The sequence below is a fragment of the Centipeda infelix ATCC 43532 genome, assembly GCF_000234095.1.
GTDB lineage: Bacteria > Bacillota > Negativicutes > Selenomonadales > Selenomonadaceae > Centipeda > Centipeda infelix.
On record NZ_JH376800.1, the window covers coordinates 254,188 to 280,403 of the forward strand.

Below are 26,216 nucleotides of genomic sequence, written 5' to 3' on the forward strand. Positions count from 1 at the left end.
CGATGGCAGAGTATACATATACGGTGGAGAAGCCGTGTCCGGTCTGTGGAGAGAAAACGCATGTGACGAAGCTGAAGGCGCGTCTCATCACGCTAAGTACGGATGAGGATTTCTGTGTGCACTATCAAGGGGTGAACCCCTACCGCTACCGTGTCTGGCTGTGTGAGCACTGCGGATTTGCCGCCGATGAGAAGCAGTTTGCGGACGAACCGCTCTCCGCACGCGACAAGGCGAAGATCCAGGAGCTCCTCGAAGGACGTACCATCAACCTGCCGTATCACGAGGAGCGCACGGTGGAGGAGGCGATCCGTGCCTATAAGCTCGGCATCTACTTTGCCGAGCGTCTCGGCTGGCCGCTTCAAAAGCAGGCGGGGTACTGCATGGGCATGGCGTGGGTCTACCGCGATACGGAGGAGCGGGACAAGGAGAATGAGATGCTGCGCAGTGCCGCTGAGCTCTATGAGAAGTCGGTGATGACGGAGCACTATCCGATCAACGGGATGAGCGACAGCATGGCACTCTATATCGCAGGTGCGGCGTACTACCGTTTGGAGGACTATGAGAAGGCGACGCAGATGCTCTCGCAGATCATGAGTGATCAGGAAGTCCGTAAGAACGATACAAAACTATTCGAGCGCACGCAGAACCTCTGGCTCGAGCTGCGTGAGAAGAAGGCGGAAGCGGAGAAGGCAGACAGCTGATGGTAATTGACATTCCTGCAAACTTTATCGAGCAGGTGAAAAATATTGACTGGGGCAGTGTGCGTGAGGCGGTGGCAGACTATGGTCCTGCACTCACGGTACTGCGTGACACATGGGATCGCGAGACACTGGCGCAGATTGCCGAGGGGCATCTCTTTGTGCGCGACTCCGTGCTGAACGAGGCGATTGCAAAGAACATCGGGACGGACAGATCGGTCCGCAGCATTGTGCTTCATTCCCGGGCAAATGGGCGGCTTGATATCACCTGTACGACAACGAAAAAGTATAAGACGGTTGAGCTTTCGGGCATCATCGAGGAATTCGTCCACGACGGAGACAAGTCCTATGCGGTCTACCGTGTGCGGGAGAAGAACATCCCGAATCACGGGTTTGTCTCATGGGTGTTTTCGCGCGTTTCGCTCTCGATGGCGGAGCGTCTGATGGGGCGGTTTGACGTGTCCGATGCACTGCCCGTGGAGATTCACGGCAACAAGGTCTATGTGGACTTTCATGAGGTGCTTGCCGCGTCGAAACTCGGGCAGACGACGTTCCAAGGGCACAAGCTGACGGATATGATCGAGATTGAGAGCGCAGTGGTGCAGGAGGGCGGTATCATGTTCGATACGAAGCTGAACGTGCCCGATGATGTGAAGTCCGCGCTCAAAGGGCTTTTGCAGGAGCAGCGTTCATCGGTCTCTGAAGAAAGTGCAGGGAAAGGGGAGACATCGTGACAGAATCACGTTTCATTCGCATTCTTTGTTTTGCCATCCTGGCGATCCTCCTCCTGCCGCAGTCAGCCGACGCGGCAAAGAGGGCGCCAGTCACGGAGAAGATCGTCTTTATCCCGCATGACAGCCGTCCGATCTCAAGTAAGCAGACGGCGGATGTTGTGCACCGTGTGGGTTATGAGATCATTGTCCCGCCGCAGGAGCTGCTCGGCAATCGTGAGGACTGGGGACATCCCGATGAGCTGTGGCGATGGGTTGACGAAAATATCGCACAGCCGGGAGTCAAGGCGGCGGTCATTTCCTCAGATGCCATGGTTTACGGAAGTCTCGTCGGCTCGCGCAAGCACAGCTTTTCGCGCAGCGAGGTGCTCGCACGGGCACAGCATTTCGATGAACTTCAGCGTGCGCATCCCAAGACACCGCTCTATGTGTTCGGCTCGATCATGCGGACACCGCGTACGGGCGAAGCATCGGGGCATGAGGAGCCGGAGTACTATCGCCGTTACGGTGCGGATATCTTCCGCTATACCGTCCTCCGTGACAAGGATGAGGTCGAGGGGCTCACGCGCCGCGAGCGCAAGGAGTACGATTTCCTCGGACGTCTGATCCCGAAGGAGGCACTTGCCGACTGGATGGGGCGTCGCGAGAAGAACTATGCGGTGAACGAATATCTGATCGACCTTCTGCGAAAGCGCAATACATTCCGCTATTTGACCCTCGGGCGTGATGATAACGCCCCGTTCTCCCAGACGCATCTGGAGAGCCGTCACCTCTCAGCGGCGGGCGCGGATCTCGGCAAGGCTCGCTTCCAGACAATGGCGGGCATCGATGAGATTGCCCTGCTCATGCTGACGCGCGCGGTGAACGAGCAGAAACATGAGATCCCATTTGTCTTCGCACAGTACAACTGGGGGCGCGGCGCAGATACTGTACCTGCGTACTCGGATGAGAAGATCAGCACGTCGATCTCGGATGCCGTGCTTGCAGCGGGCGGTATGATGGTGCGTGCGCCGGAGAAGGCAGATGTCGTGCTCACAGTGAACACGAACCCCGACGGGCGCACCTATGAGGCGAATGCAGTCCTCAATGACGGCACGCCGCGTGATGGGACGATGTATTTCGCCGACCTCGTTGCAGACTATGTGGCGAAGGGGTATCCTGTTGCCATCGCCGATATCGCGTTTGCCAACGGGGCGGACAATGCGCTCATGACAGAGCTGCAGAAACGTGGACTTCTCTACAAGATCCAAGCCTATGCCGGCTGGAACACGCCGACGAACAGCTCCGGCTTTGCCCTCGGTGAGGGGATGCTCGTCCGTCACATGAACGGGGATTCGGTGGATCACCTTCTGACAACGCGCTACCTCGATGACTGGGCGTATCAGGCGAATGTACGCAACACGATCGCACGCCAGCTTACATGGCTGCGCGGTGACGGATTCTATGGCAGTCTCGGCTCGAAGATGGATGCCGTCTCCATGCGTTCGTCGCGCATGATGAACCGCTTCATCGAGGAGAACCTGCCGCCAATCGCCGAGATTGACTCTGTTGTTGTGACATTCCCGTGGAACCGCATGTTTGAGTCGGACATTCTGCCCGAAGATCTGGGATTTGCGCAGGAGTACCTTGCGAGGAGGAAATAGCATGTATGGAAAGATACTGATTGCCTATTTTTCTGCATCTCCTTCGCGGCGTACGGAGCAGGTTGCACACAAGATTGTGGATGTAATCGGTGGTGATCTCTATGAGATCGTGCCGGCTGTGCCGTATACCGAGGATGATCTTAACTGGAATGACAGCAAAAGCCGCTCAAGTATGGAGATGCGCGATCCGCAGAGTCGTCCCGCGATTGCGGGTGAGCCGCTTGACCTCGCGCCCTATCAGGTCATCTTCGTCGGATTTCCAATCTGGTGGTACGTCGCGCCGCACATCATCAATACCTTCCTTGAGAGTTATGACCTTACGGGCAAGATCGTTGTGCCGTTTGCCACCTCGGGTGGTAGTGCGATGGGGCAGACCACCACGCATCTGCGTCCCTCGGCAGAGGGCGCATTGATGAAGGAAGGCCGCCGCTTTGATATGGGCGAAACACCGATGGCGATCAACTCGTGGATTGCTGCACTCGGGATCTAAGGAGTTACTGATAAAATAGATCCTTAGATTGGTGTAGATTTTTCGCCGAAATGCAGAAAAAAATGTCAAAATGATGACGTTGAATTTATCAGTGCTTCCTTAAATAAAACACGATGGCATTATGGAGGATGATGTGTCGTGTTTTTTATTTTGCCCATGTTTAGGTCCGCAGCGTGCCGTTTTCTGCTCTGATGTGTTTATACTCGTGAAAATGGGAAAAATCAGATAAGATAGAATCTCTGCATAAAAAAGTAGTTTCTTTACATTGAACCCAAAACCATCGTAAGATAAAATTATGATAGGATAAACCATAGGAATAAAGGAGGAACGGTTATGCTTTGGAGAAAGAAGTGGACAGCACTCTGCACGGCATTGTTGGCAGGAACGATGTTCGTCACGGGCTGCGGAGGTGATTCCGCAAAGAGTGACAGCGGGAAGGAAGAGAACGTACTTGTCATCTACAACTGCAACACGGATGACTGGACGGCTCCGCTTGTCAAGGAGTTCCAGGAAAAGACTGGCATCGAGGTGCAGCTTGTGGCAGGTGGTTCAGGAGAGCTCTTTGGGCGAGTGAAGGCGGAGAAGGACAATCCACTCGGTGACGTGATCTGGGGCGGTGTGCGCGACTCCTATGTCGGACTGAAGCCGTATCTGATGCCGTATGCCTCAACAGAGAAGTCTGGCATTCAGGATCAGTTCATCGAACCGGATGATATGTTCTACAATGACACAGCTGATTTCTATGTGCTTGCCTACAACACAGATCTCGTGAGCGATGCGGATGCGCCGAAGGGGTGGAAAGATCTTACCGATCCGAAGTGGAAGGGCAAGATTGCAATGGCTGATCCCGCGAAGTCGAGTACGAGCTACACCGTTCTCCTGATGGCGCGAGAAAAGCTCGGCGGCAATATGGAGGTGGTCGATCAGCTCGTCGGGAATCTTGACGGGAAGATCATCAGCGGCTCGGCGGCGCAGATCAAGGCGCTGTCCGATGGTGAGTATTCGATCACGGCGACGTTTGAAGAGCCTGTTGTCAAGTACATGACAAACGGTTCACATATGAAAATCGTCTACCCTGAGGAGGGCACTGTTCTGAGTGCTGGCTGCGTTGGCATCATCAAGGGTGCGAAACATGCGGAAAACGCAAAGAAGTTCATTGACTTCGTCATGAGCAAGGAAGTCCAGACGCGCATCGGCGACTTCTCGCGCCGCTCGACGCGCAAGGATGTTCCGACACCTGCACAGCTCAAACCTGCGGATCAAATCACCTATGAAGTGTTGGATGTGGATCAGGCGGTAAGAGACAGAGATGCGCTTTTGGGGCGCTGGCGTCAGGCTGTCACGAAATAAGGAGACCATGGAGGAGGGCGGGAGCGATTGCTCCCGCCCTTTTGCTATCATGCCTATAAAGTGGATGGGGTATGTCATTCTGAAAGGAAGAAGACAATGAGCTATGCAGTGCATATACAGGATCTCGTGAAGAACTACGGCGATTTTTTCGCAGTGAACCATGTATCGCTGGACATTGAAAATGGGGAGTTCTTCACGTTGCTTGGCCCTTCGGGCTGCGGCAAGACGACACTTCTCCGCATGATTGCGGGCTTCAATGAGATTGACGGTGGGACGCTCTCCTTTGATGCAAACCGCGTCAACGATCTGCCCGCCTACCGGCGCAATATTGGTATGGTGTTCCAGAACTACGCTGTCTTCCCACATATGACCGTCGCGGATAATGTTGCCTATGGATTGAAGGCGCGCGGCGTTTCGGGCAAGAAGCTCGAGGACAAGGTGAAGGAGGGACTTGCTCTCATGCGCATCGAGTCGCTCGGTGAGCGTATGCCCGCGCAGCTTTCGGGCGGTCAGCAGCAGCGCGTCGCTCTCGCCCGTGCGATCGTGATCGAGCCTGACGTGCTCCTGATGGATGAGCCGCTCTCAAACCTTGACGCAAAGCTGCGTCTTGAAATGCGCATTGCCATTCGCCGTATTCAGCGCGAACTTGGCATCACGACGATTTACGTTACGCACGATCAGGAGGAGGCTCTTGCCATATCGGATCGAATTGCTGTCATGAATACGGGACGTGTCATGCAAGTTGACCGACCTGAGACGATCTATCAGCAGCCCGCGAACACGTTTGTCGCAAACTTTATCGGTACGTCGAACTTCATCACCGGCATGGCGGACACGGATGGATTCAGTGCCCTTGGTACGGTGCACTTTGCTCGAAAACTGAAGCGTGCGTATGAGGGCAAGATTCAGATTGCGGTGCGCCCCGAGCACATCCAGATGGAAAATCCGGGCGTGGGGCTGTTGACGGCGCGGGTCGTGCGTGCTACATTTTTAGGGACACACTATGAGTATGAGGTGGAGATCGAGGATGGTACGCAGGTCAAGATCAATGCCTACCAGCTCTATGCCGGCAGCCGCTATACGGAAGGGGATACCGTTGGTTTGCGGCTCTCGGAGGAGCACATGAATGTCTATACAGAGTCGGGAGAGGAGGCACTCTCATGAAGCTCTTTTCTGCGGGGCGTACCCTTTATGACCGCGTGAACAGCTGGACGATTGTCACGATTCTCGCTGTGTGTTTGCTGCTTGTTTTTGTCGTCTATCCATTCTCTGTCCTGGTTATCCATTCCTTTGTCACGGAGGCGGGCGAGATCTCGTTTGCGCACTATGCCCAGTTCTTCCAAAGCGGCTACTACATGCAGACGCTCCTCAACAGTTTTAAGGTATCGGTTGCAGCGACGGTGCTCGCCGCTTTGATCGGTATTCCCATGGCGTATTTCACCTCGCGTTATCGTATTTTCGGCAAGAGCGTGATCGATAATATGTGCATTTTAGCAATGCTCTCGCCGCCGTTTATCGGTGCGTACTCGTGGATTGTCCTATTGGGGCGTGCAGGTGTCATCACAAAGTTCGTGCAGGAGCATTTCGATATCATCCTGCCATCAATTTATGGATTTTCGGGCATTCTGCTTGTCTTTACGCTGAAGCTCTTTCCCTACGTCTATCTGTATGTTTCGGGCGCACTTCGGAGCATGGATGCTTCGCTTGAGGAGGCGGCGGAGAGTCTTGGTGTGAGTGGATGGGAAAAGCTGCGAACAGTTACACTTCCGTTGATACTGCCGACAATCCTCTCTGCATCGCTGATGGTCTTCATGACATCGCTCGCAGACTTCGGAACGCCTGCGCTGATCGGCGAGGGCTTCCGTGTCCTGCCCGTCTCGATTTACGATGAGTATATGGGCGAGATGGGCGGTAACACAGGCTTTGCGAACGTGCTCAGCGTCGTCGTGATCCTCTTTGCCGTTCTCGTTCTACTGCTTCAGAAAAAGGCGATTGCGGGGCGGGACTACACAATGAGCAACCTTCGCCCGCCGCGCGTGCGTGAGCTGTCCGGTGTATCGAAGGCCGTTGTCACGGCAGGTGTCTATTTCGTTTCGCTTCTTGCGATCCTTCCGCAGATCACGGTCATGGTCACGTCCTTTGTTAAGACGAGCGGACCCGTATTCCTGCCAGGATTCGGGCTTGACAGCTATCGTGAGGCATTTTCCAAGCTCGATGTAGCGATTACGAACTCGTTCCTGTTCTCGATCATCGCGATTGCGATCATGGTTTTTTGCGCACTGCTGATCGCTTATCTCATCGTGCGCCGTAGCTCGCGTATCGTCGCGCTCATCGATGTCATGGTGATGTTCCCCTATGTTATACCGGGGGCTGTGCTCGGTATCATGCTTGTCGCGGCGTTCAACACAAAGCCGATTCTCTTGACGGGGACGGCGGCAATCCTTATATTATCCTATGTTATACGAAAGCTGCCGTTTACCCTGCGCTCCAGCGTCGGCATCCTCTATCAGATTGAGTCGAGCGTGGAGGAGGCGTCCATCAGCCTCGGTGTACCGCCGATGAAGACGTTCTTCCGCATCACGGCGCGGCTCATGCTCCCGGGGGTTGTATCTGGGGCTATTCTGAGCTGGATTGCGACTATCAATGAGTTGAGTTCGTCGATGATTCTCTACACAGGCGGAACACAGACGATATCCGTTGCGATTTTCAGTGAAGTTACGAGCAAGGCCCACTTTGGGACGGCGGCGGCGCTCGCGACAATTTTGACAGTATCGACCATTCTCTCGCTCTGGCTGTGCAAACGGCTGTCAGGTGGAAAATTGTCGATTTAGGGAGAGGTCATGCGGCTGCTGCGTTCCATGAAGTATCGAAAACGACTGCTTGCCGGTATCGTCCTGATCGGCGTAGTTCCCATTTGGTTGATATCGGCAGGAATTCTTGGGATCGTCCACCACTATATCCGTACGTCGGAGATCCTGCGCTGTGAACAGGATGCGCGCAAGGCGAGTGTAGAGCTGGAAGAAGTTCTCAGCAGATATGTCAATCTCTGCGATCTGCTTGCCGAGTCGCCCGTCATCATAGAGCAGATGGAAAAGACGGGGGATCTGCAGGAGGTCTATGCGCAAATGTACCTCCTCATGCGCGGTAATCATGAGAATGCAGTGCTTCATATCCTTTCATGTGATGGGCGTGTGCGCATCTCGACGGGGAACCATATCCCACGCGACTATGGGCTTCCTGCGCATAACGGCTGGGGGATTTTTCGTCAGGCGACGGAGGAAAATGGTGCGATTCTTTCGGCACGTGACAGGACAAAGGTTGGTGCATATGGACCGCTCTTTTCCATATGCCGCGCGATTCGGAAAGACGGAGCAGTGGTCGGCTATGTCGTGATGGATATCCAGAGGGCTGCACTGCAGAGCATCCTTTTTCGCGAGGCGGGTGCACCTGCCGTGATGCTCGCCGATCGTTACAATTACGTCGTCTACAATGGGCGTAACCCGCAGGCAGAGGGGTTTGCCGCTGCACTTCCCCCACGAGAGAAGTTGCGGGGAGCCTTCGGCAGCTTCCCCATCGGGGGGGCGGAGGGCAATCAGGTGTGCTTTGTTCGCTCGTCACGCTATGGGCTCCTCGTGCTGGAACAGACGAATATCGACTGGAGCATCTTCTGGTATGTCTTTCAGGCAGTCCTTTTGGTAGATACCGTTGTCATAGCCGCTATTCTGTTGTTCTCTTCATGGCTGTCGCGCAGCCTTTGGTCGCCCCTTGCAGATTTGGCGGATGGTATTGAGCGCGTGCGACACAATGATTTTGCTGCAGCTCTCCCTGTACGGCGGCGCGACGAGATCGGCAGACTGGCGTACGGATTCAACAAGATGGTGCGTCATATCAGGCGGCTTCTGCGCGAAGTCAAGAGCAAAGAACAGGCTCTGCGCATCGCACAGATGAGGTCCTTTCAGGAACAGGTCAAGCCGCATTTTATCTACAATACCCTCGACATGATCAAGTGGAGCGCCAAGCTTGGCGACACGGGCAGTGTGGCGGAGCTCGCTGTTGCGCTTGGAAAGCTCATGCGAAAGGTGCTTGGTACACAGGAATTTATTCCCGTGTGTGAGGAGTGTGAAATACTCGAGGCGTATATCGCTATTCAGAAAAAAAGATTTTCTGACCGACTGTGTGTTTCCATCGACATCGCAGAAGAGATGCAGCCGCTTTTGCTGCCAAAGCTCATCCTGCAGCCGCTTGTTGAAAACGCTATCGTGCACGGGATTGAGGATCAGCAGACGATGGGGAAGGTGGAGATTGTTGGGGAGATGAAGGGAGAATACATGGTCTTTTCTGTCCGTGACAATGGGCGCGGTATGGAAGCGGCACGAGCCGAGGAATGCCTTTCGAACGCGGCGGGTCCGGCGCATATCGGAATGCACAATGTGCATATGCGTGCAAAACTCTATGGCGACGCAAGCTGTGGGCTGCAGATTCGGACGGCACCGGGTGGAGGCATGGAGGTGTGGCTTACGCTCTTAAGACAGGGGGGAGCGCGGTCTTGAAAAAGGTGATTGTGGTAGACGATGAGCAGATCCTGCGACAGGGGCTTGTCATGATGACACCTTGGCAGGAGGCGGACTGCGTTGTAGTAGGCGAGGCAAAGGATGCAGAAGAAGCTCTTCGTCTTATGGAGAAGGTACAGCCGGACATCGCCGTGGTAGACATCAAGATGCCCGGCATGAATGGGTTGGAGCTCATCGAGACTGCCGAGGCGCGTGCCATTTGCAGCAAGAAACCGCTCTATATCATTCTCTCGGGGTACGGGGAGTTCTCTTATGCACAGCAGGCGATTGAGCTTGGCGTGAGCAGCTACCTCTTAAAGCCCGTCAGCGACGATGAGTTGATGGATGCCGTCCGCAAGGCTTCCGCAGCAGTTGATGCACGCAGGAGCGTGGAAAAACTAACCGCTGCACAGGGCAGTAATGAGAGTGCTCTCTTTACCCATTTTGGTATGGGAAAGATCCAAAACCAATACCTCGCACAAGCGGTACGTCTGATGGAGGAACGATGTAAGGAGAATCTGACCATCAAGGAGGTTGCGGATGAGATTGGTATCAGTGCCTCCTACCTGCATCGCCTGTTTCGGGAGCGTGCGGAGTATTCCTTCGGTGAGTATCTGACGCTCTGCCGTATGCGACGCGCTGCGAAGGATTTGGGCGAAGGACGGCTTCGTATCTATGAGATCGCCGAGCATTGCGGGTATCGGAATACACGGTATTTCAGCTCTGTCTTTCGGCGTGTTATGGGTATGACACCGACGGAGTATCGAGAGGGTGTGGCTGCAATAGGGAGCGAGGAGCGACGGGACAGTTCGAGTTAGGGAAGCTCTGATAAAATAAAACTCCGCGCTAATATAGCGCGGAGTTTTTTGCGATAGAATATAAGAGACTGCAAACAGAGGAGGTGTCCGCGTGATACAGCGTGCGGCACAGCCAGCCGCTGCGAAGGCGTTCGCGGCGAAGTGGAAGGGGCGCGGCTGCGAGAAGGGGGAGAGCCAGAAGTTCCGGATGGAGCTCCTGCACACCGCCTACGGTGTAGAGAAACCTGCTAATTTGCTTGTATTCGAGCAGCAGGTCATGCTCAATTACACGAGCTGAGGTTAGTTGCTGCAACAAAAATATTGTTGTAGGCAATATAGCCAATTGGTTAAAGGAGACAGATCAAACGTGATTTCATCAAAGATTCGATTTCCCGTGATCTTCGTGGGGATCTTCGTTGCAGCGATTCTCGCGTCACTCTACGTTGCGACGTTCGGACGCATGGAGAAGGCAGATGCGGCAGAGAGCATCAAACTTTACTGCGATGCCTTTGTGCGGCAGGATGAGGAGGCGCAGAAAAAGCTGACCTCGTACGGTGCCCCGACGGACTCATTCAATATGCGGGCGGCGTTCTCGAATGCCCTGCAAACGTCAGGGGCGATGCTCACGCCCGAGGAGGCGGCGGAGATCGCCGATGCCTATATGGAGTCGCTGCGCACGGCGACGGTGGAGACGGCGGTGACGGAGCAGGGGGAGGAGCACGCGATGGTCGAGGTGACGGTGACGCGGTTCAATATGATTGCGGCACGCGAAAAGGCATCTGCGCTCATGCGTCAGCGGATGAAGCTGGACGGCACGCCTGAGGAGCTCCGTAAGACGGCGGTCGAGGCGACGGCAGAGGCATATCGAGAGCTCGAGCCTGTGGGCACGGTGACGTTCTATGTGCCCGTACGCTACAACGGAGAGACACGAATCTGGGATCCCGCTGATCCGATGCAGTTCGGATTTGATCTTTCGAAACAGACGATGGGAGTGGAATGATGGCAAAAGCAGATTGGCAGAAACTTGACCGCGCGACGGTGGAGGGGAATCCGCGCCGTCCTGAGGGGGATGCGGGGCGTGCAATGCTCGCACGTATGAACGAGAGCCACGCGCGGCTCGTGGACTGGGGGCTCGCGCACCTCGCTCTCCATGCGGGCGATACCGTACTCGATATCGGCTGCGGCGGCGGCAATACGCTCGCGCGGATGGCGGAGCGTGTGACGGAGGGGCATCTCACAGGAATCGACTACGCGGAGACCTCGGTGGAGGCATCACGCACATTCAACGCTGCTCTTGTCGATGCGGGACGCATGGAGATTCTGCACGGCTCGGTCGAGGCTCTGCCGTTCGCGGACGCGCATTTCGATGCGGTGGTGACGGTGGAGAGCTTTTACTTCTGGCCGTCGCCTGAGAAAAGTCTGGAGGAAGTCGCGCGTGTGGTGAAAAAGGGCGGTACGTTCCTCCTGCTCGCCGAGATCTACGGGCGGGACGATCTGCCCGAGGGCATCCGCGCGAAGGTTGCGGGCTACGATCTGACGAATCCGACTCCCGAGGAGTTCGATCGGCTTTTCCGTGCGGCAGGCTTCTCGGAGGTTACCCTCCATTTCAAAGACGGAGAATACTGGATCGCTGTGTGCGGCGTACGGTGAAAATGGCTCTACTTCCGAAGTAGTGGAAATGGTATCATTATCTAGGGAAGCAAGGCTCCATTCGCTTATGTTTTCAATCGACCTTCGATCGGTATCCATGCACATAAGCTGCTGGCGCCCCTACCGTCACGCTGACGCGTGCCACCTCCCCCGCAGCGGCGGGGGAGGCTGATCTACTGTGCCCAAAGCCTCCCCCGTGCACCGACGGGGGAGAGGGGACCGCGGAGCGGTGGAAGGGGCGCTTTGAACGGCATAAGCACTGCTTGTGTATTGATGTGTTCATGGCGGCACCATGGATCAGTGCTGCCTTAACGGCATCTATTCTAAAAATAACTTTTCAACTAGTTTTGGAGTAGAACCCCCAAAATTACTACATCTGTTGGCTGCTCAATAAATCGAAAAAAGTTGTTGTACGAGGTCGTTTGATCTCATACAACAACTTTTTTATTATCCCTGCTGTTCCTGTACGAAGCGGATGAACTCGTCGGTCTCCGCCTGTCCGCTCAGCTTTGCCGTATACATGTGGTTGCCCATTTGCGGCCACATCATCTCGGGCATGCGCTCGCACATGACGATCTTGCCCGCATATCGCGCGAGAATGTCCTCGTGCGTATGCACATAGCGGTGGAAGTCGCGACGGCTCGCGTATGCACAGTAGCAATGCTCATTCCGATCGGGGAGGAGGCGGCGGTTCGCCGTGATCATGTCCGCCCAGATCTCGTAGACATCGGTGGAGTGCGCGAAGTTCATCATATCGGTGGTGTAGCCGCCCGCCGGCCGCATATTGACCTCGAGCCCGACGAAGTCGCCGACCGCACCGAGCCCCGGTTTTTCTTTTGTCAGGCGGAAGAACTCCAGGTGGACGAAGCGGCTGTGCACATGAAATGCCTTGAGCGTGGCGCGCCCTGCCTTCTTGAGCGCATCGGGCACGATGTCCGTCGTGTAGTAGGAGAGGTCGAGCTGATAGAGTACGATGTCCATAACGGACGGCGGCCAGACGGTCATGGACTCAAAGATCGGGTTGGCATCTGCGTCCACAATCGCATCGTAGGAGCAGATGTCACCTGTGACGAACTCCTCCATGACGTAGGGGACGGTCGGCTTCGATGCGTAGAAATGGCGCAGCTCGTCATGGTTGTCGATGCGGTAGGTATCTGTTGCACCGACCCCCGTATCGGGCTTGACGATGACGGGGTAGCCAACCTCGGCGAGGAACTCCTCAGCGGCGGCGAGCGTCGTGACCTTTGTGAGGCGTGCAGTCGGGATGCCTGCCTTTTTATAAAAGGGTTTCATCGCAGACTTGTTCTTGATGTGGTCCATGTCGCCCGTCTGCCAGCCCGTGCGGATGTTGAAGTCGGTACGCAGGTGCGCATCACTCGTAAGCCAATACTCGTTGTTCGACTCAAGCCAGTCGATGCGTCCGTACTTGAACGTGAAGAATGCGACGGCACGCAGCATCTGGTCGTAGTCGGCGAGCGAGGGGACGAAGTAGTATTCGGTCAGCGACTCGCGTACCTCGTGAGCAAGTTGATCGTAGGGGGTGTCGCCGATGCCGAGGACGTTGACCCCCTTCTTTTTGAGGCGGTCGCAGAAGTTCCAGTAGACGCGTGGGAACTGCGGAGATATAAAGATAAAGTTCATGATGCTGCCTCACTCAAGGTTCTTCACGTAGGACGAAGGGGAGAAAGTAGGCGAACTGCTTCTTCCACCAGTCCCAGTCATGATCGACATCGTAGCCCCAGAAGTCGACCCATGCGTGGATGTCCTTGCTGTAGAGCACATCACCCATGAGTGCCGTCGTGCGACGTCCTTCCTCCTCCCAGCGTCCCTGTCCGACGCACAGGACGATGCGTCTCTGATTGTAAAGGTCTATATAGGGGTGGTCGCCCGGCATATTTGCGAGGAAGTCGAGCGGAGAGTTGTCATAGAGTACGTCGTTCATCCAACCGTCGGTGAAGAATTTCGCATCGTAGACACCCGAGAGCGCGAGTACGCCGCCCATGAGGTCGGGACGGCGGAAGAAGACAATCGCGGCGTGCAGTCCGCCGAGGCTGCATCCTGCGGCGATTGGCAGTCGACCGCTCGTGTTTTCCCTGTAGATGCGGGGGACGACCTCGTCGATGATATAGCCGTAGTACTGCTCCTGCCGCTGTGCACGCCACACCTTGTCGCCCCAGGTGTTTGACCATGTCTCCGTGTCCACAGTGTCGACGCAGAAGAGCTGGATGCGTCCGCGCTTGAGATCATCTGCCATTGCCTCGATCATGCCGAAGTTCTCGAAGTTGTCGCTCATGGCATCCTGTGTCGGGAAGATGAGGAGCGGAACACCGCTCGGCTTGCCGTAGACGCGTATATTCATGACGCGGTCGAGCCGCGTGCTGTGCCAGTTGATTTCGGTCGCGTTTGTCATAAAAACCTCCTTGGGTTATCCTCTGCTGACAGTTACACTCTAGCGAATCCAATGAGGTTTGTCAAATGGAATCCTGCGTTCTTATGTTTCTCCTCGTATGGTGGGGACGCGGCAGAGGAGAAAGATGAGGTGCGCTGTCCACACTGCGCCGAGCAGGATGCGTGCGGGCAGGAAATCCGTCACATAGAAGGACAGCCCCATGATTGCTGTCACGGGGAGAAGGATGCGCAGTTTTTTCGCGCGTGTCATGCCGCGGCGGCTGTCCTCCATGAGTCGCACTGTCTCGCGGTGAATGCGCGTCGTCCGCAGCCACGCGTCCAGACGGCGTGAGCCGCGCGTGAAACAGTAGGCAGCGAGCAGGACGAACGGGACGGTTGGGAGGACGGGGAGGAATACGCCGAGGATGCCGAGCCCGAGACTGATGAGGCCGAGCGTTACAAAGAAAAATTTTTTTAGGAGCATGGATTTTCCTCTGAAATAAGAATCATTTACCGAAAAGAGAATAGCATGAGACGAAGAAAATGGCAACGCAGCATTTTGTAGTTTTTTTGATTTGTGGTATAATGAAAAACAGTTTTTTAGAGACTCCTGTGTCATCGATGGAGTCTCACGTTGGAGAGGAATGAGACGAAGATATGATCCGAATGAAAAATGTCTCAAAGATATATGACAATGGTGTTGTTGCCCTCGATCATGTCAGTATCGAGATCGGGAAGGGGGAGTTCATTTTCGTGGTCGGCGTGAGCGGCGCGGGCAAGTCCACGTTCATCAAGATGCTCTTCCGAGAGGAGCTGCCGACAGAGGGGGAGCTGTTTGTCAACGGGCATGATGTTGTCCATATGGATCCGCAGGATGTGCCGTATCTCAGGCGCGGGCTCGGTGTGATCTTTCAGGACTATCGGCTGCTCTCGGACAAGACGGTCTACGAGAATGTGGCGTTCGCAATGCGCGTGATCGAGGCACCGCGCCAGATGATTCAGCGGCGTGTGAATGCGGTGCTGGACGTGGTCGGGCTGCGTGACAAATATCGCAATTTCCCCTCGCAGCTTTCGGGCGGCGAGCAGCAGCGCGTGGCGATCGCACGCGCCATTGTGAACGATCCTGCGATTCTCATCGCAGATGAGCCGACGGGGAATCTCGATCCCGAGACGAGTTGGGACATTATGGATATTTTTAAGCGAATCAATGCATCGGGGACGACCATCGTTATGGCAACACATGACAAGGGCATTGTCGATACGATGCAGCGCCGTGTCATCGCCATTGAGGGCGGCCACATTGTGCGCGATGAGCAGCGCGGAGGGTATGGCTATGAAGATTAGAACCGCCGAATACTATGTGCAGGAGGTCTTTCGCTCCTTACGACGCAACAACTGGATGACGTTTGCGGCGGTTGGTACGGTGGCGGTCTCACTCTTTATCCTCGGGGTTTTCCTCATCCTCGCGCTGAATATGAACCGTGCCGCCTCTCTGCTTGAGTCGCAGGTGCAGATCAGCGTCTATATGAAGGATGATCTCGCGGAGGATGAGGAGCAGGAGCTCGGAGCAAAGATCCGTGCCCTGCAGGGGATTGAGTCGGTCAAATACGTTGGGCGTGAGGAGGCGCGTACACGCCTCTCGGAGCGTCTCGGCGAGCAGAAGTATCTGTTGGACGCACTCGGCGACAAGAATCCGCTGCCGAATGCCTACGAGGTGACTGTGCGTCAGCCGGACATGGTGGAGACGGCGGCGAAGCAGATCGAGCGCATGGACGGCGTGGAGTCCGCGAAGTATGGACAGGATGTGGTGGAGCACCTCTTTGACATCACGCGCCTTGTGCGTATCTTCGGCGTGCTGCTCATCCTGCTGCTCGGCGGTGCGACGGTCTTTATCATTGCAAATACGATCCGTCTGACGGTATTTGCACGGCGGCGCGAGATTGCAATTATGAAGTATGTCGGTGCGACGGATGAGTTCATCCGCTGGCCGTTCGTGTTGGAGGGCGTTGTGCTCGGCTGCATCGGCGGCGTGATTTCCGCATTCGTCCTGCGCAGTTTCTATGCGGGCGTGACGAACAAGGTCTACGATACGCTTGCGTTCTTCCCACTGATCCCGCAGTCGCCGTTTATGACATACGTGAGCATTGTCATTGTACTGCTCGGCATGGCGATCGGAGCGGCGGGCGCATGGGTGTCGCTGAAGCGTTTCCTGAAGGTGTAATACGGATATGGAACAAGGGTTGAAAAAGACGTTTGTGGCGGCACTCGCCGTGACCTTTCTTGCTGCAGGCCAGAGCACGGCTGCGACCCTCGAGGAGGAGCGCGACAGCTACGATGCACAGGTGGAGGAGCTTGGGCGGCAGAGCGACGAGCTCGCGGGCAAGATCGACTCGCTCTCAGAGCAGAAGCGCATTCTGGACGAGCAGGCGGATGCGGCAATCGCCGAGCACAAGGCACGCCGCGCCGAGCTGAACGCGACGCTCGAACGCCTTGAGGAGAACGAGGAGAAGCTTGAGGTCGCCGAGCGCGACTATGCACGCAAGAGCGATGTGCTTGGGAGGCGCGTGCGCGACATCTACATCAACGGGCAGATCTCCTATGTGGATGTGCTCTTCGGCGCGAAGGATTTTTCGGATTTCCTCACGCGCATGGACCTCCTAAAGCGTGTCATCAAGCAGGACTACGACCTCGTGCATGAGGTACTCGCACAGCGCAACGCGATGCGTGCGCTCAAGGAGGAGCTTGAGAAGGATCGTGCGGCGCAGGAACCCCTTGAGAAGAAGGCGCGTGAAGCACGTCTTGCGATGGAGGACAAGGTCGAGGCGCAGCAGGCACTCATCGAGCAGATGAAGTACGACAAGGAGACGATTGATCGCAAGCAGGACGAGTCACGCGCGGCATCGGAACGCATCACTCGTATGCTTCAGCGCAGCGGCCTGCGGAATCTCCCCGTGCAAGGCTCGGGTGCGATGATCTGGCCGCTTGCGGGCTCGATCACGTCGGATTTTGGTTGGCGCACGCACCCCATCACGGGGGCGCAGCGCTTCCACAGCGGCATCGACATCGGCGGCGACTACGGCGATCCGATCTACGCAGCACAGGCGGGAACGGTTGAGTACGCGGGCTGGATCTCGGGCTACGGCAACGCCGTTATCATCAACCATGGCGGCGGCATTTCGACGCTGTACGGACACTGTCAGTCGCTCGATGTGAGCACGGGGCAGAGTGTCGCGCAGGGCGAGCTGATTGCCGAGTGCGGCTCCACGGGCAACTCCACAGGGCCGCACTGCCACTTCGAGGTGCGCGTCAACGGTGAGCCGGTGAATCCGCTTGGGTATTTATAAACGAAAGAGCATATGAGCAGAAAAAAACTAATTTCTATCGTCCTTTTATCCGCATTCCTCGGGAGTATGCTGACCGTCTTTGCAGCGGGGGCACTCCTGCGCTCGGCGGGGCTGTATGCGGACGATGTCCTGCGCCTTTTTGGCGTGATGCAGTTCATCCAGACGCGCTACGTCAATGCGCCGAATACGACGAAGCTCATTGACGGTGCGATTGGGGGGATGGTCTCCTCGCTCGACGATCCGCACTCCGTCTATATGCCGCCCTCGATGTTCAAGGAGCTGCGCCAGCACACGGAGGGCTCGTTCGGCGGCATCGGTGTGACGATGGGGTTCAAGGACAACAACGTCAAGATCATCTCCGTCCTCGAAGGGACGCCCGGTGAGGCGGCGGGGCTGCGTGCGGGGGATGAGATTCTCGCCGTGGATGGCACGCCGACGAGCGAACTTCAGAACGAGGAGGTTGCGCTCCGCATCCGCGGCGAGGCGGGGACGCAGGTCGTTCTGCGCATCCTGCGTGACGGAGCGGAGCAGGAGTACACGATCACGCGCGACATCATACAGGTTGCGTCTGTGCGCGGTGTGCTCGTCGAGGGGACGAGCATCGGCTACATCCGTATCGGCTCGTTTGCCGAGCATACGGGCGAGGAGTTTGCTGCGGAGATGAGTCGCCTTGCGGGCGAGGGGATGACCTCGCTCATCATCGATCTGCGTGAGAATCCGGGCGGGCTCATCACGAGCTGTGCTGCCGTTGCCGAGCAAGTTGTTCCGGCAGGCGTGATTGTCTCTGTCATTGATCGCAACGGCGGTGAGGAGGTCTATCGCTCCTCGCTCAGTGAACGCAAATATCCGATTGCTGTGCTCATCGATGAGAACAGTGCAAGTGCCTCGGAAATCCTTGCGGGTGCACTCCAGGATACGGGCGCGGGCACGATCATCGGTACGACCTCGTACGGCAAGGGGTCGGTGCAGGCAGTCCTGCCACTCTTCCACGAGGACGGTTTGAAGCTCACGATTGCAAAGTACGTGACCCCGAGCGGTCGTTCCATCGACGGTACGGGGATCACCCCCGATATCATCGTCGAGCGTTCGCCCTCGGACACGACGGATGTGCAGTTTGAGGCGGCGAAGAAGTATCTCATAGAACATCCGTCACTCTAAGGTAAAAATAACAGCGTTTTAAGAAAGACATAGCGCCCCTGCGTTAGCATGGGCGCTGTGTTATATGGACGAATTTCCTATATGGTGGAGGAAGATTTTATGTATCATAAGGGACGCGGGCGGCGTACGTTTGCGGTGTTGGCTTTGAGCACGGCACTTTTCCTGCCCCTGCACGCGAATGCGATGAGCCTTACACTCGCGGATGCAATCCGGATGGCACTCGCCGCGAATACGGGCCTGCGTGTCACGCAGACGGGTGAGCGGTCTGCCGATGCCACATTAAAACAGGTACGCGGCAGGAACAGCATTGCAGCAGAGGCGTCCGACACCCTGCGTACGAGCAAGACACGAGATGAGGATGCACAGGCGAGCAATGCGCTCTCACTCTCTGCGCGTCTGCCGCTCTATAGCGGCGGTGCGAACGAGGCGAATATCGCAGCGGGTGAACTCGGCGCACGTGCGGCGCGCCTCACCACCGAGCGCGCGCGCGAGGATCTGAAATACGAGGTGACTGCCGCCTACTGGGATGCCGTGGAGGCAGGGAAAAAGATCGAGGTGCAGCGGGACACCGTAAACAAATACGATGCACACCTAAAGAATGTCACTGCTCTTTACGAGGCGGGGGCACAGGCAAAGATCGACGTGCTGCGCTCCTCTGTGGAACTGTCGAATGCACGGCAGGAGCTCATTCGCGCCGGGAATACCTATGAGGTGAGCCTCGCAGCACTGCGGAATCTGCTGAATATCAGCCGCACAGAGCCGCTGACACTCACGAGCGACGTCGCGTATCAGCCGTTTGAGACCACGATGGAGAACTGTATTTCATATGCGAACCGCAGTCGCCTCGATCTGGCAGAGGAGCGGATGAAGGTGCAGCAGAAAGAGCTTGCCGTCAAAAGCGCACGGGCAGGGAAGAAACCCTCCGTCAGTCTCACACTCGGCACGGGGCTCTCGAGCCAGTTCCAACCGCGTCATGATACGAGCTCAGATGTGTCCGCCTCCGTTGGGGTCAGCTGGAACATCTTTGACAGTGGTGTTACGCGTGGGGCGATTGAGGCGGCGGAGGCGGAGCGTGACATTGCCCTGCTGACGCTGAAAAAGGCGGAGGAGACCATTGATCTGAATCTCCGCAAGGCGTATCTCAATATGCGCGAGGCAGAGCAGCGGTTTACCGCGACGGGGGATGCGGTACGTCAGGCACGCGAGGACTATCACATCGCGAATGAACGCTACCGTGCGGGCGAGGGCATTCTCCTCGACATCATCGATGCGCAGACGGCGCTTGCTGCGGCGGAGACGAATGCGATCAGTGCGCGCTATGACTACGCACGCTATCGCGCACAGGTCGAGAACCTGATGGGGACAGAGCTGACGGACAGCGAGCGTGCGGCGGCAGAGAGGCTTCCCGCTGTGACCGCAGAGGAACGTGCTGCAGCACAGGCGGCATACATTGAGGGCGGTACGGATGCTGCTGCGAAGGCGGTGAAGTAAATGAAACGTGGCAAAATTATCGGCATCGGCGCACTGGCGGCAGTGCTGGTCGCGGGCGGTGTGTATTGGTACATGGAGTCGAGCGCGGCGGAAAAGACGGCACAGGCCGTTGAGACCGTTGCTGTGCAGCGCATGGACATCAAGTCGACCGTTGAGGCAACAGGGACGATTCGCCCCGTGGACTCCGTGGAGGTCAGCTCCAAGATCACCGCACGCATCAACTCTGTTCTCGTCAAGGAGAACGATACGGTCACGGCGGGGCAGGTGGTTGCGACGCTCGACGGCAAGGACTACGAGGCGAAGCGCGACCAGGCGCAGTATCGCGTGACGAATACGCGTGCGAAGTACAACCGCATGAGCTATCTCGAAAGCATCGGCGCGAAGTCCAAATCCGACCTCGAGGATGCGGAGTACAACTACGATACGGCGCAGTCGACACTTGAGGAAGCAAACTCCGACGCAAACGAGACGATCATCACCGCGCCGATTTCGGGCGTTGTCGTGGGCGAACCGAAGACGGCGGGAACGATGGCAGTGCAGGGCTCGGACAATCCAACCGTCATCATGCGCATCGCCGACCTTTCGAAGAAGCAGATCAAGGCGAAGGTGGACGAGACCGACATCGGAAACATCCGCATCGGGCAGGAGGCGACGTTTACCGTCGATGCCTTTACGGACAAGAAATTTACGGCACGCGTCTCGAAGATCTCGCAGACCGATGTGACGAACAGCTGGGACACGAGCTCCTCCTCCTCGTCTACCTCATCGAGCACGAGTGTCATCTACTACTATGTGACCCTCGATGTGGACGATCCGGAGAATCTGCTCCTGCCCGCGATGACGGCACGCGTCGTCATCAACACGGCGGATCGGAATGACGCACTCGTCGTACCGCTCTCCACGCTCAAGACGGACGCAGCGGGCTCCTATGTCCTCGTCCTGCAGGAGGATGGCACGCAGGAGACGCGCTACGTGGAGACAGGCATCTACAGTGATGAGTATGTCGAGATCCTTTCGGGGCTCAGTGAGGGGGAGCGCGTCGTCAGCACCTACACGGCAAAGATCGTCCCGATGAGTATGCAGGCGGGCGGCCCGCCGCCGTTCTGATACGGGGGGATTTCGATGGAACAAAAAGAAGTGCCCTCGACCATCCGTCTGCACGGCATCCGCAAGCTCTACCGCATCGGCGGCGAGACGCTTGCCGCACTCGACGGCATCGACCTCGATATTCGGCGCGGTGAGTTTGCCGCGCTCATGGGACCGTCAGGTTCCGGCAAATCGACGCTTATGAACATCCTTGGCTGCCTCGACCGTCCGAGCGCGGGATCGTATCTGCTTGACGGCGCGGAGGTCGCGGGACTCAGTGACGATGCACTCGCCGCGACGCGCAACAAGAAGATCGGCTTTGTCTTTCAGAATTTTAACCTGCTCCCGCGCATCTCCGCCCTCGACAACGTCGCCCTGCCCCTCGTCTATGCGGGGGTGAGGCGGCACGAGCGCACAGAGCGGGCGCAGGAAATGCTCGCAGCCGTAGGGCTCTCCGATCGTGGGGCGCATCTGCCGAACGAGCTTTCGGGCGGACAGCGGCAGCGTGTCGCGATTGCCCGCGCCCTCGTGAACGATCCGCACATCATCATGGCGGACGAACCGACGGGCAACCTCGACACGAAGTCCACGCAGGAGATCATGGACATCTTTGAGCGGATGCACGAGAAGGGACACACGATCATCCTTGTCACGCACGAGCCGGAGATCGCCCTGCGTGCCTGTCGTCAGCTCCTCGTACGTGACGGCAGGATTATGCGCGATGAGGGGAAGGGGGTGGTGATGGATGTTGTTTAAGGAATGTTTCGGCATGGCGGTGAACGCCCTGCTCGCGAACAAGCTCCGCTCCCTCCTCACCATGCTCGGCATCATCATCGGCGTGGGGGCGGTCATTGCCATGGTCTCCATCGGTATGGGCGTGCGTACGAGCGTCGCGGACTCCTTTGCGAGCCTCGGCTCGAATATGCTCATCGTCATGCCCGGCTCTGCGAACACGGGCGGTGTGCGCGGCAAGGCGGGCTCGCGCAAGTCACTGAAATACGACGATGCGAAGGCGATTGAGAGCAAGATCAAAGGGATTGACTACGTGTCTCCCTCGGTCTCCGGTGCCTATCAGGTCGTGAACGGGAATCTCAACTGGAATACGACGGTGGAGGGCGTTACACCCGAGCTGATGCAGATCCGCTCACTCAAGGTCGAGAACGGGTCGTTCATCACCGCAAACGATATGGCAAAGCGCAGCCGTGTCGCCGTCATCGGACCGACTGTCGCCTCGAATCTCTTTGGGACGGAGAACCCCATCGGCAAGAACATCCGCATCCACAATCAGCCGTTCAAGGTCATCGGACTGACGGCGGAGAAGGGACAGTCCATCGGGCAGGATCAGGACGACGTGATCTATATCCCAATCACGACGGCACAGGAGCGTATGCTCGCCATTACATACGTCCAAGCCATCAACATACAGGTATCGAGTCCCGAGCGGATGAATCAGGTGCAGGCAGACGTTGAGAATCTGCTGCGTCAGCGGCATCATATTCGTCACGGGGCAGAGGACGATTTCACCGTGCGCAATATGACGAGCCTCATGGAGAGCTTTACGGAGAACACGAATATGATTACGCTGCTCCTTGGATCGATCGCGGGCATCTCGCTGCTCGTCGGCGGCATCGGCATCATGAACATCATGATGGTCTCCGTCACCGAGCGCACGCGTGAGATCGGCATCCGCAAGGCACTTGGCGCGACCTCCTCGAACGTGCTCATGCAGTTCATGATCGAGTCCATGGTTATCGGCATTGTCGGCGGCGTGATCGGCATCACGCTCGGCGTTTCCCTCTCCAAAGCAATCGGCGCGTTTGGCGGGCTTACCACTACCATCGAGATCCTGCCGATCCTCGTCTCGTTCTCCTTTGCCGTTGGCATCGGACTTTTCTTCGGCATCTACCCCGCCCGCAAGGCGGCACGGCTGGATCCCATCGACGCGCTCAGGTATGAATAAGTATAGAAAAACCACGATAAATGCCTCCTCCGTTTGTAACGAGGAGGCATTTATCGTGGTGGTATATTAGCTTCCCCCGTCGCGACGGGGGAAGTGGCGAGCGTAGTGAGCCGATAGGGGCACTACTTTATATCTACTTATTGATAATCAGCGCCATAAAGACGAGATCCTCGGTCTCGGAGGCGTTGGCGATGGCGTGTACCTCACCGTCGCCGCAGAACGTCGTCGTGCCGGGGCCGATCTCGATCTCCGTGCCGTTGTCGTTGTAACGTGCACGTCCCAAAAGAATGTGATAGGTCTCCGTATTGCCTTCGTGCTTGTGTACGCCCATCGATGCGTGCGGGGGGATCGTCACACGCGCGTACATCGCACATTTGCCGTCGAGCTCAGTCGGACTGAGCAGCTTCTGAATGTGGATCGTACCGTTACCGCCAAAGCGCTTCTCGGCATCGATGTGCTCGGATTCGATGATTGCCATAAATGAACTCTCCTTTGTAATTCGACACAGATTCTGATAGAATGGAGAAGCGAAGAACACGGTAAGACGTGTCTCGCTATATATTCTAAATATTCGCGATGGAGGCGTATTTTCCTTTTTTATGATCTATATTTTGAAATTCGGCGCGGCGTGGATTCTGCCGCCGGGGATCTTTATTCTCGCGATGATTGGAATCACTGGTTATCTTTGGAAAAAACGACACCAACATCGTGCGGCGGGGCTGCTCGCCGCCCTTTCGCTTGCACTCTATCTGCTCTCCATCGGTGCCGTCTCGGATCGGCTGATGGGAAGCCTTGAGCAGACGTATGAAGTGCCGGCGCATCCCGAGGGAGACGTGATTGTCATGCTCGGCGGCGGAGCGATTGCAGATGTGCAGGATGTGGACGGCGTGGGGATGCTCGCGCAGAGCCCGTCCTCACGGCTTCTTACAACGCTGCGTCTGCATCGTCTCTACAACCTGCCGATCCTCCTCTCGGGCGGACAGGTGTTCAGCGATACGGGCTCGGAGGCGGAGATCGCACGGCGCGTTCTCCTCTCACTCGGTGTGCCCGATGAGATGATCTATGTCGAGGGGCGCAGCCTTACCACGGGGCAGAACGCACGCTATTCGGCAGAGATTCTGCGGCGTAATGGGTTCACGCATCCGATTCTCGTGACCTCGGCGTTCCACCTGCCGCGTGCCGTGCTCTATTTTGAAAAGGAGGGCTATGCGGTTACGCCGTATCCTGCCGACTTCATGGTGAGCGGCAATCCGCAGATATATCTCATCAAATTCGCACCGAATGTGAATGCTCTCTATACGAATACATATTTCCTCCAAGAGAAGCTGCGCATCTTCGTGACGAGGTATCTCGAATGACAAAGAATATGACGGAGGGTGAGCCCACACGGCTCATCTTCTTTTTCGCACTGCCGCTTGTTGCGGGCAATATGATGCAGCAGCTCTACGCCTTTATTGACACGCTCATTGTCGGGCGTTTCCTCGGGGTCAATGCGCTTGCGGCGGTTGGCTGTACGGGAAGCCTCATGTTTCTGACACTCGGTTTCATCATGGGATTCTGCACAGGTGTTACGATCTACACGGGCCAGCGTTTTGGCGCGGGCGACCATGCGGGGGTGCGGCAGAGTGCGGCGGCGTGCATCCTGCTCGGTGTGGCGTTGGTACTCACGTTGACGGCGATTGTCCTGCCGCTCACGCGAACGCTGCTCATTCTGATGGAGACACCGCCCGAGATCATGGATGGGGCGTATGACTTCATCTCGATTGTCTTTGCGGGGCTTGTGATTTTTCTCCTGCTCTATCTGCAAAACTGCCTGATTCGCGCGCTCGGCGACAGTAAGATGCCGACGATTTTGCTCGCCGTTACGCTCGGCATCAACATCGTACTCGAGCCGGTTGCCATCCTCGTGCTCGGCTGGGGCATTCCAGGCGCGGCGCTTGCAACGGTTTTCTCGCAGGGCATTGGTGCGCTCCTCTTTTGGATCTATATTCGGCGACGTGTGCCCGCGCTGCATACACGCTGGGCAGATTGGAAGCCCGATCGTTCCGTTCTTATGGCGCATTTGCGTATGGGACTGCCGATGGCGTTCCAGTCCTCTGTTATTGCCATTGGTGCGATCATCGTGCAAGTCGCGCTGAACAATCTCGGTGCACTGCCCGTTGCAGCGTATGCAGCGACGCAGAAGATCGATGCTGTTGCCGTCATGCCTATGCTCTCGTTCGGCTATGCCATGGCGGCGTACACGGCGCAGAACTACGGTGCACAGAAATATGAGCGCATCCGCATGGGTGTGCGCGCATGCCTCAAAATGTCGATGGCGTTTGCCGTCGGCATAGGCATCCTCCTGATTGCGTTCGGCACATTCTTCCTGGAGCTCTTTGTCGGTGCCGATGCGGCGGGCGCGGAGGAGGTCATTGCCTACGGGCACACCTATCTCGTTGTTACTGGCTCGACCTACACCATCCTCTCGCTCCTGCTTGTCTACCGCAATGTATTGCAGGGTCTCGGGCAGAGTGTCATACCGACCATTGCGGGCGTGATGGAGCTCATCATGCGTGCGGTTGCAGCCATCTTCCTCTGCAGTTCACTCGGCTTCCTCGGCGCGTGCATGGCATATCCCCTCGCGTGGATCGGCGCAGCGATTCCTGTCGTACTTGCCTATCTCTGGACGGAGAAGACCTTGCGGCACGAGTCCTAAGGAAGCACTGATAAATTCAGTCCCGCCATCTTAGCGCATCTTTTTTGCCCGCTTTTTGTCGGCAAATCCTCCACATAGCTTTGGCTATGCGTCCGATTTGCCTCCTCAATCGGACGAAATGCATTCAGTATATCATGCGAGAGGGGAGTTGCCTGTGGTAGCCCCTCTTTTCATCCATCGGA

Annotated in this window: 27 protein-coding genes; 22 read left to right on the top strand and 5 right to left on the bottom strand. The window is 56.7% G+C overall.

What is annotated here, in order from left to right:
* Positions 1-2: 2 nt before the first annotated feature.
* The 12 genes from HMPREF9334_RS10010 (at position 3) to HMPREF9334_RS10065 (ending at position 11,909) form a co-directional block, all read left to right on the top strand.
* On the top strand, positions 3-701 hold the full coding sequence (locus HMPREF9334_RS10010; RefSeq protein WP_006693352.1) for a DUF2225 domain-containing protein: 699 nt from the start codon (positions 3-5) through the stop codon (positions 699-701).
* Positions 701-1,432 (top strand): hypothetical protein, encoded by a 732-nt coding sequence (locus HMPREF9334_RS10015; protein ID WP_006693353.1) that lies wholly within the window; start codon positions 701-703, stop codon positions 1,430-1,432. Before HMPREF9334_RS10010 ends, HMPREF9334_RS10015 begins: the two co-directional genes overlap by 1 nt.
* Positions 1,429-3,072 carry a DUF4127 family protein gene (locus tag HMPREF9334_RS10020; RefSeq protein ID WP_006693354.1) on the top strand — a complete coding sequence of 548 codons (1,644 nt, stop codon included), beginning with the start codon at positions 1,429-1,431 and terminating at the stop codon, positions 3,070-3,072. The genes HMPREF9334_RS10015 and HMPREF9334_RS10020 overlap by 4 nt, the downstream gene beginning before the upstream one ends.
* A 1-nt stretch (position 3,073) precedes the next feature.
* Complete coding sequence (locus HMPREF9334_RS10025) at positions 3,074-3,562, top strand: flavodoxin (protein WP_006693355.1); 489 nt, start codon at positions 3,074-3,076, stop codon at positions 3,560-3,562.
* A gap of 333 nt (positions 3,563-3,895) precedes the next feature.
* A complete protein-coding gene (locus tag HMPREF9334_RS10030; RefSeq protein WP_006693356.1) occupies positions 3,896-4,912 on the top strand; it encodes an ABC transporter substrate-binding protein in 1,017 nt (338 codons plus the stop codon).
* A gap of 96 nt (positions 4,913-5,008) precedes the next feature.
* Complete coding sequence (locus tag HMPREF9334_RS10035) at positions 5,009-6,076, top strand: ABC transporter ATP-binding protein (protein ID WP_006693357.1); 1,068 nt, start codon at positions 5,009-5,011, stop codon at positions 6,074-6,076.
* Positions 6,073-7,743, top strand: coding sequence for an ABC transporter permease (locus HMPREF9334_RS10040; protein WP_006693358.1), 1,671 nt, complete (start codon positions 6,073-6,075; stop codon positions 7,741-7,743). Before HMPREF9334_RS10035 ends, HMPREF9334_RS10040 begins: the two co-directional genes overlap by 4 nt.
* Before the next feature lie 9 nt (positions 7,744-7,752).
* Positions 7,753-9,462, top strand: coding sequence for a sensor histidine kinase (locus tag HMPREF9334_RS10045; RefSeq protein WP_006693359.1), 1,710 nt, complete (start codon positions 7,753-7,755; stop codon positions 9,460-9,462).
* 5 nt (positions 9,463-9,467) lie between these two features.
* Positions 9,468-10,280, top strand: a complete 813-nt coding sequence (locus HMPREF9334_RS10050) for a response regulator transcription factor (protein WP_245535262.1) — start codon at positions 9,468-9,470, stop codon at positions 10,278-10,280.
* Positions 10,281-10,371: 91 nt separating this feature from the next.
* Positions 10,372-10,557, top strand: a complete 186-nt coding sequence (locus HMPREF9334_RS10055; RefSeq protein ID WP_006693361.1) for a hypothetical protein — start codon at positions 10,372-10,374, stop codon at positions 10,555-10,557.
* Between the two features lie 69 nt (positions 10,558-10,626).
* Positions 10,627-11,259 carry a hypothetical protein gene (locus HMPREF9334_RS10060; protein WP_006693362.1) on the top strand — a complete coding sequence of 211 codons (633 nt, stop codon included), beginning with the start codon at positions 10,627-10,629 and terminating at the stop codon, positions 11,257-11,259.
* The gene (locus HMPREF9334_RS10065) at positions 11,259-11,909 is read left to right on the top strand and encodes a class I SAM-dependent methyltransferase (RefSeq protein ID WP_006693363.1); all 651 of its coding nucleotides are present in this window, start codon (positions 11,259-11,261) and stop codon (positions 11,907-11,909) included. Before HMPREF9334_RS10060 ends, HMPREF9334_RS10065 begins: the two co-directional genes overlap by 1 nt.
* A gap of 447 nt (positions 11,910-12,356) precedes the next feature.
* On the opposite strand, the gene HMPREF9334_RS10070 is transcribed toward HMPREF9334_RS10065, so the two are convergent.
* From HMPREF9334_RS10070 to HMPREF9334_RS10080, 3 genes are all read right to left on the bottom strand, one after another.
* Positions 12,357-13,550, bottom strand: a complete 1,194-nt coding sequence (locus HMPREF9334_RS10070) for an ATP-grasp domain-containing protein (protein WP_006693364.1) — start codon at positions 13,548-13,550, stop codon at positions 12,357-12,359.
* 13 nt (positions 13,551-13,563) lie between these two features.
* On the bottom strand, positions 13,564-14,319 hold the full coding sequence (locus tag HMPREF9334_RS10075; protein ID WP_006693365.1) for an esterase family protein: 756 nt from the start codon (positions 14,317-14,319) through the stop codon (positions 13,564-13,566).
* 81 nt (positions 14,320-14,400) lie between these two features.
* Positions 14,401-14,781, bottom strand: coding sequence for a YbaN family protein (locus tag HMPREF9334_RS10080; RefSeq protein WP_006693366.1), 381 nt, complete (start codon positions 14,779-14,781; stop codon positions 14,401-14,403).
* A gap of 173 nt (positions 14,782-14,954) precedes the next feature.
* On the opposite strand from HMPREF9334_RS10080, the gene ftsE reads away from it, so the two are divergent.
* From ftsE to HMPREF9334_RS10120, 8 genes are all read left to right on the top strand, one after another.
* Complete coding sequence (ftsE, locus tag HMPREF9334_RS10085; protein WP_006693367.1) at positions 14,955-15,641, top strand: cell division ATP-binding protein FtsE; 687 nt, start codon at positions 14,955-14,957, stop codon at positions 15,639-15,641.
* Positions 15,631-16,518: a permease-like cell division protein FtsX gene (ftsX, locus tag HMPREF9334_RS10090; protein WP_006693368.1), complete on the top strand. Its 888-nt coding sequence runs from the start codon at positions 15,631-15,633 to the stop codon at positions 16,516-16,518. The genes ftsE and ftsX overlap by 11 nt, the downstream gene beginning before the upstream one ends.
* A 7-nt stretch (positions 16,519-16,525) precedes the next feature.
* Positions 16,526-17,641 carry a murein hydrolase activator EnvC family protein gene (locus HMPREF9334_RS10095; RefSeq protein WP_006693369.1) on the top strand — a complete coding sequence of 372 codons (1,116 nt, stop codon included), beginning with the start codon at positions 16,526-16,528 and terminating at the stop codon, positions 17,639-17,641.
* Between the two features lie 12 nt (positions 17,642-17,653).
* Entirely contained in the window at positions 17,654-18,799 is a 1,146-nt protein-coding gene (locus HMPREF9334_RS10100; RefSeq protein ID WP_006693370.1) for a S41 family peptidase, read from the top strand.
* Positions 18,800-18,898: 99 nt separating this feature from the next.
* On the top strand, positions 18,899-20,290 hold the full coding sequence (locus tag HMPREF9334_RS10105) for a TolC family protein (RefSeq protein ID WP_039957526.1): 1,392 nt from the start codon (positions 18,899-18,901) through the stop codon (positions 20,288-20,290).
* Entirely contained in the window at positions 20,291-21,397 is a 1,107-nt protein-coding gene (locus tag HMPREF9334_RS10110) for an efflux RND transporter periplasmic adaptor subunit (protein ID WP_006693372.1), read from the top strand.
* A 15-nt stretch (positions 21,398-21,412) separates the two neighbouring features.
* Positions 21,413-22,132 (top strand): ABC transporter ATP-binding protein, encoded by a 720-nt coding sequence (locus HMPREF9334_RS10115; RefSeq protein ID WP_006693373.1) that lies wholly within the window; start codon positions 21,413-21,415, stop codon positions 22,130-22,132.
* On the top strand, positions 22,122-23,336 hold the full coding sequence (locus HMPREF9334_RS10120; RefSeq protein ID WP_006693374.1) for an ABC transporter permease: 1,215 nt from the start codon (positions 22,122-22,124) through the stop codon (positions 23,334-23,336). The genes HMPREF9334_RS10115 and HMPREF9334_RS10120 overlap by 11 nt, the downstream gene beginning before the upstream one ends.
* A gap of 133 nt (positions 23,337-23,469) precedes the next feature.
* Here the strand turns inward: HMPREF9334_RS10120 and HMPREF9334_RS10125 are convergent, their stop codons facing one another.
* The gene (locus tag HMPREF9334_RS10125) at positions 23,470-23,814 is read right to left on the bottom strand and encodes a cupin domain-containing protein (protein WP_006693375.1); all 345 of its coding nucleotides are present in this window, start codon (positions 23,812-23,814) and stop codon (positions 23,470-23,472) included.
* Positions 23,815-23,935: 121 nt separating this feature from the next.
* Between HMPREF9334_RS10125 and HMPREF9334_RS10130 the strand changes: the two genes are divergently transcribed.
* Both HMPREF9334_RS10130 and HMPREF9334_RS10135 read left to right on the top strand, forming a co-directional pair.
* On the top strand, positions 23,936-24,694 hold the full coding sequence (locus HMPREF9334_RS10130; protein WP_006693376.1) for a YdcF family protein: 759 nt from the start codon (positions 23,936-23,938) through the stop codon (positions 24,692-24,694).
* Positions 24,691-26,034: an MATE family efflux transporter gene (locus HMPREF9334_RS10135; protein WP_006693377.1), complete on the top strand. Its 1,344-nt coding sequence runs from the start codon at positions 24,691-24,693 to the stop codon at positions 26,032-26,034. Before HMPREF9334_RS10130 ends, HMPREF9334_RS10135 begins: the two co-directional genes overlap by 4 nt.
* Here the strand turns inward: HMPREF9334_RS10135 and HMPREF9334_RS12685 are convergent.
* Entirely contained in the window at positions 26,031-26,165 is a 135-nt protein-coding gene (locus tag HMPREF9334_RS12685; RefSeq protein WP_071985996.1) for a secretion protein HlyD, read from the bottom strand. The genes HMPREF9334_RS10135 and HMPREF9334_RS12685 overlap by 4 nt on opposite strands.
* Between the last annotated feature and the right edge of the window lie 51 nt (positions 26,166-26,216).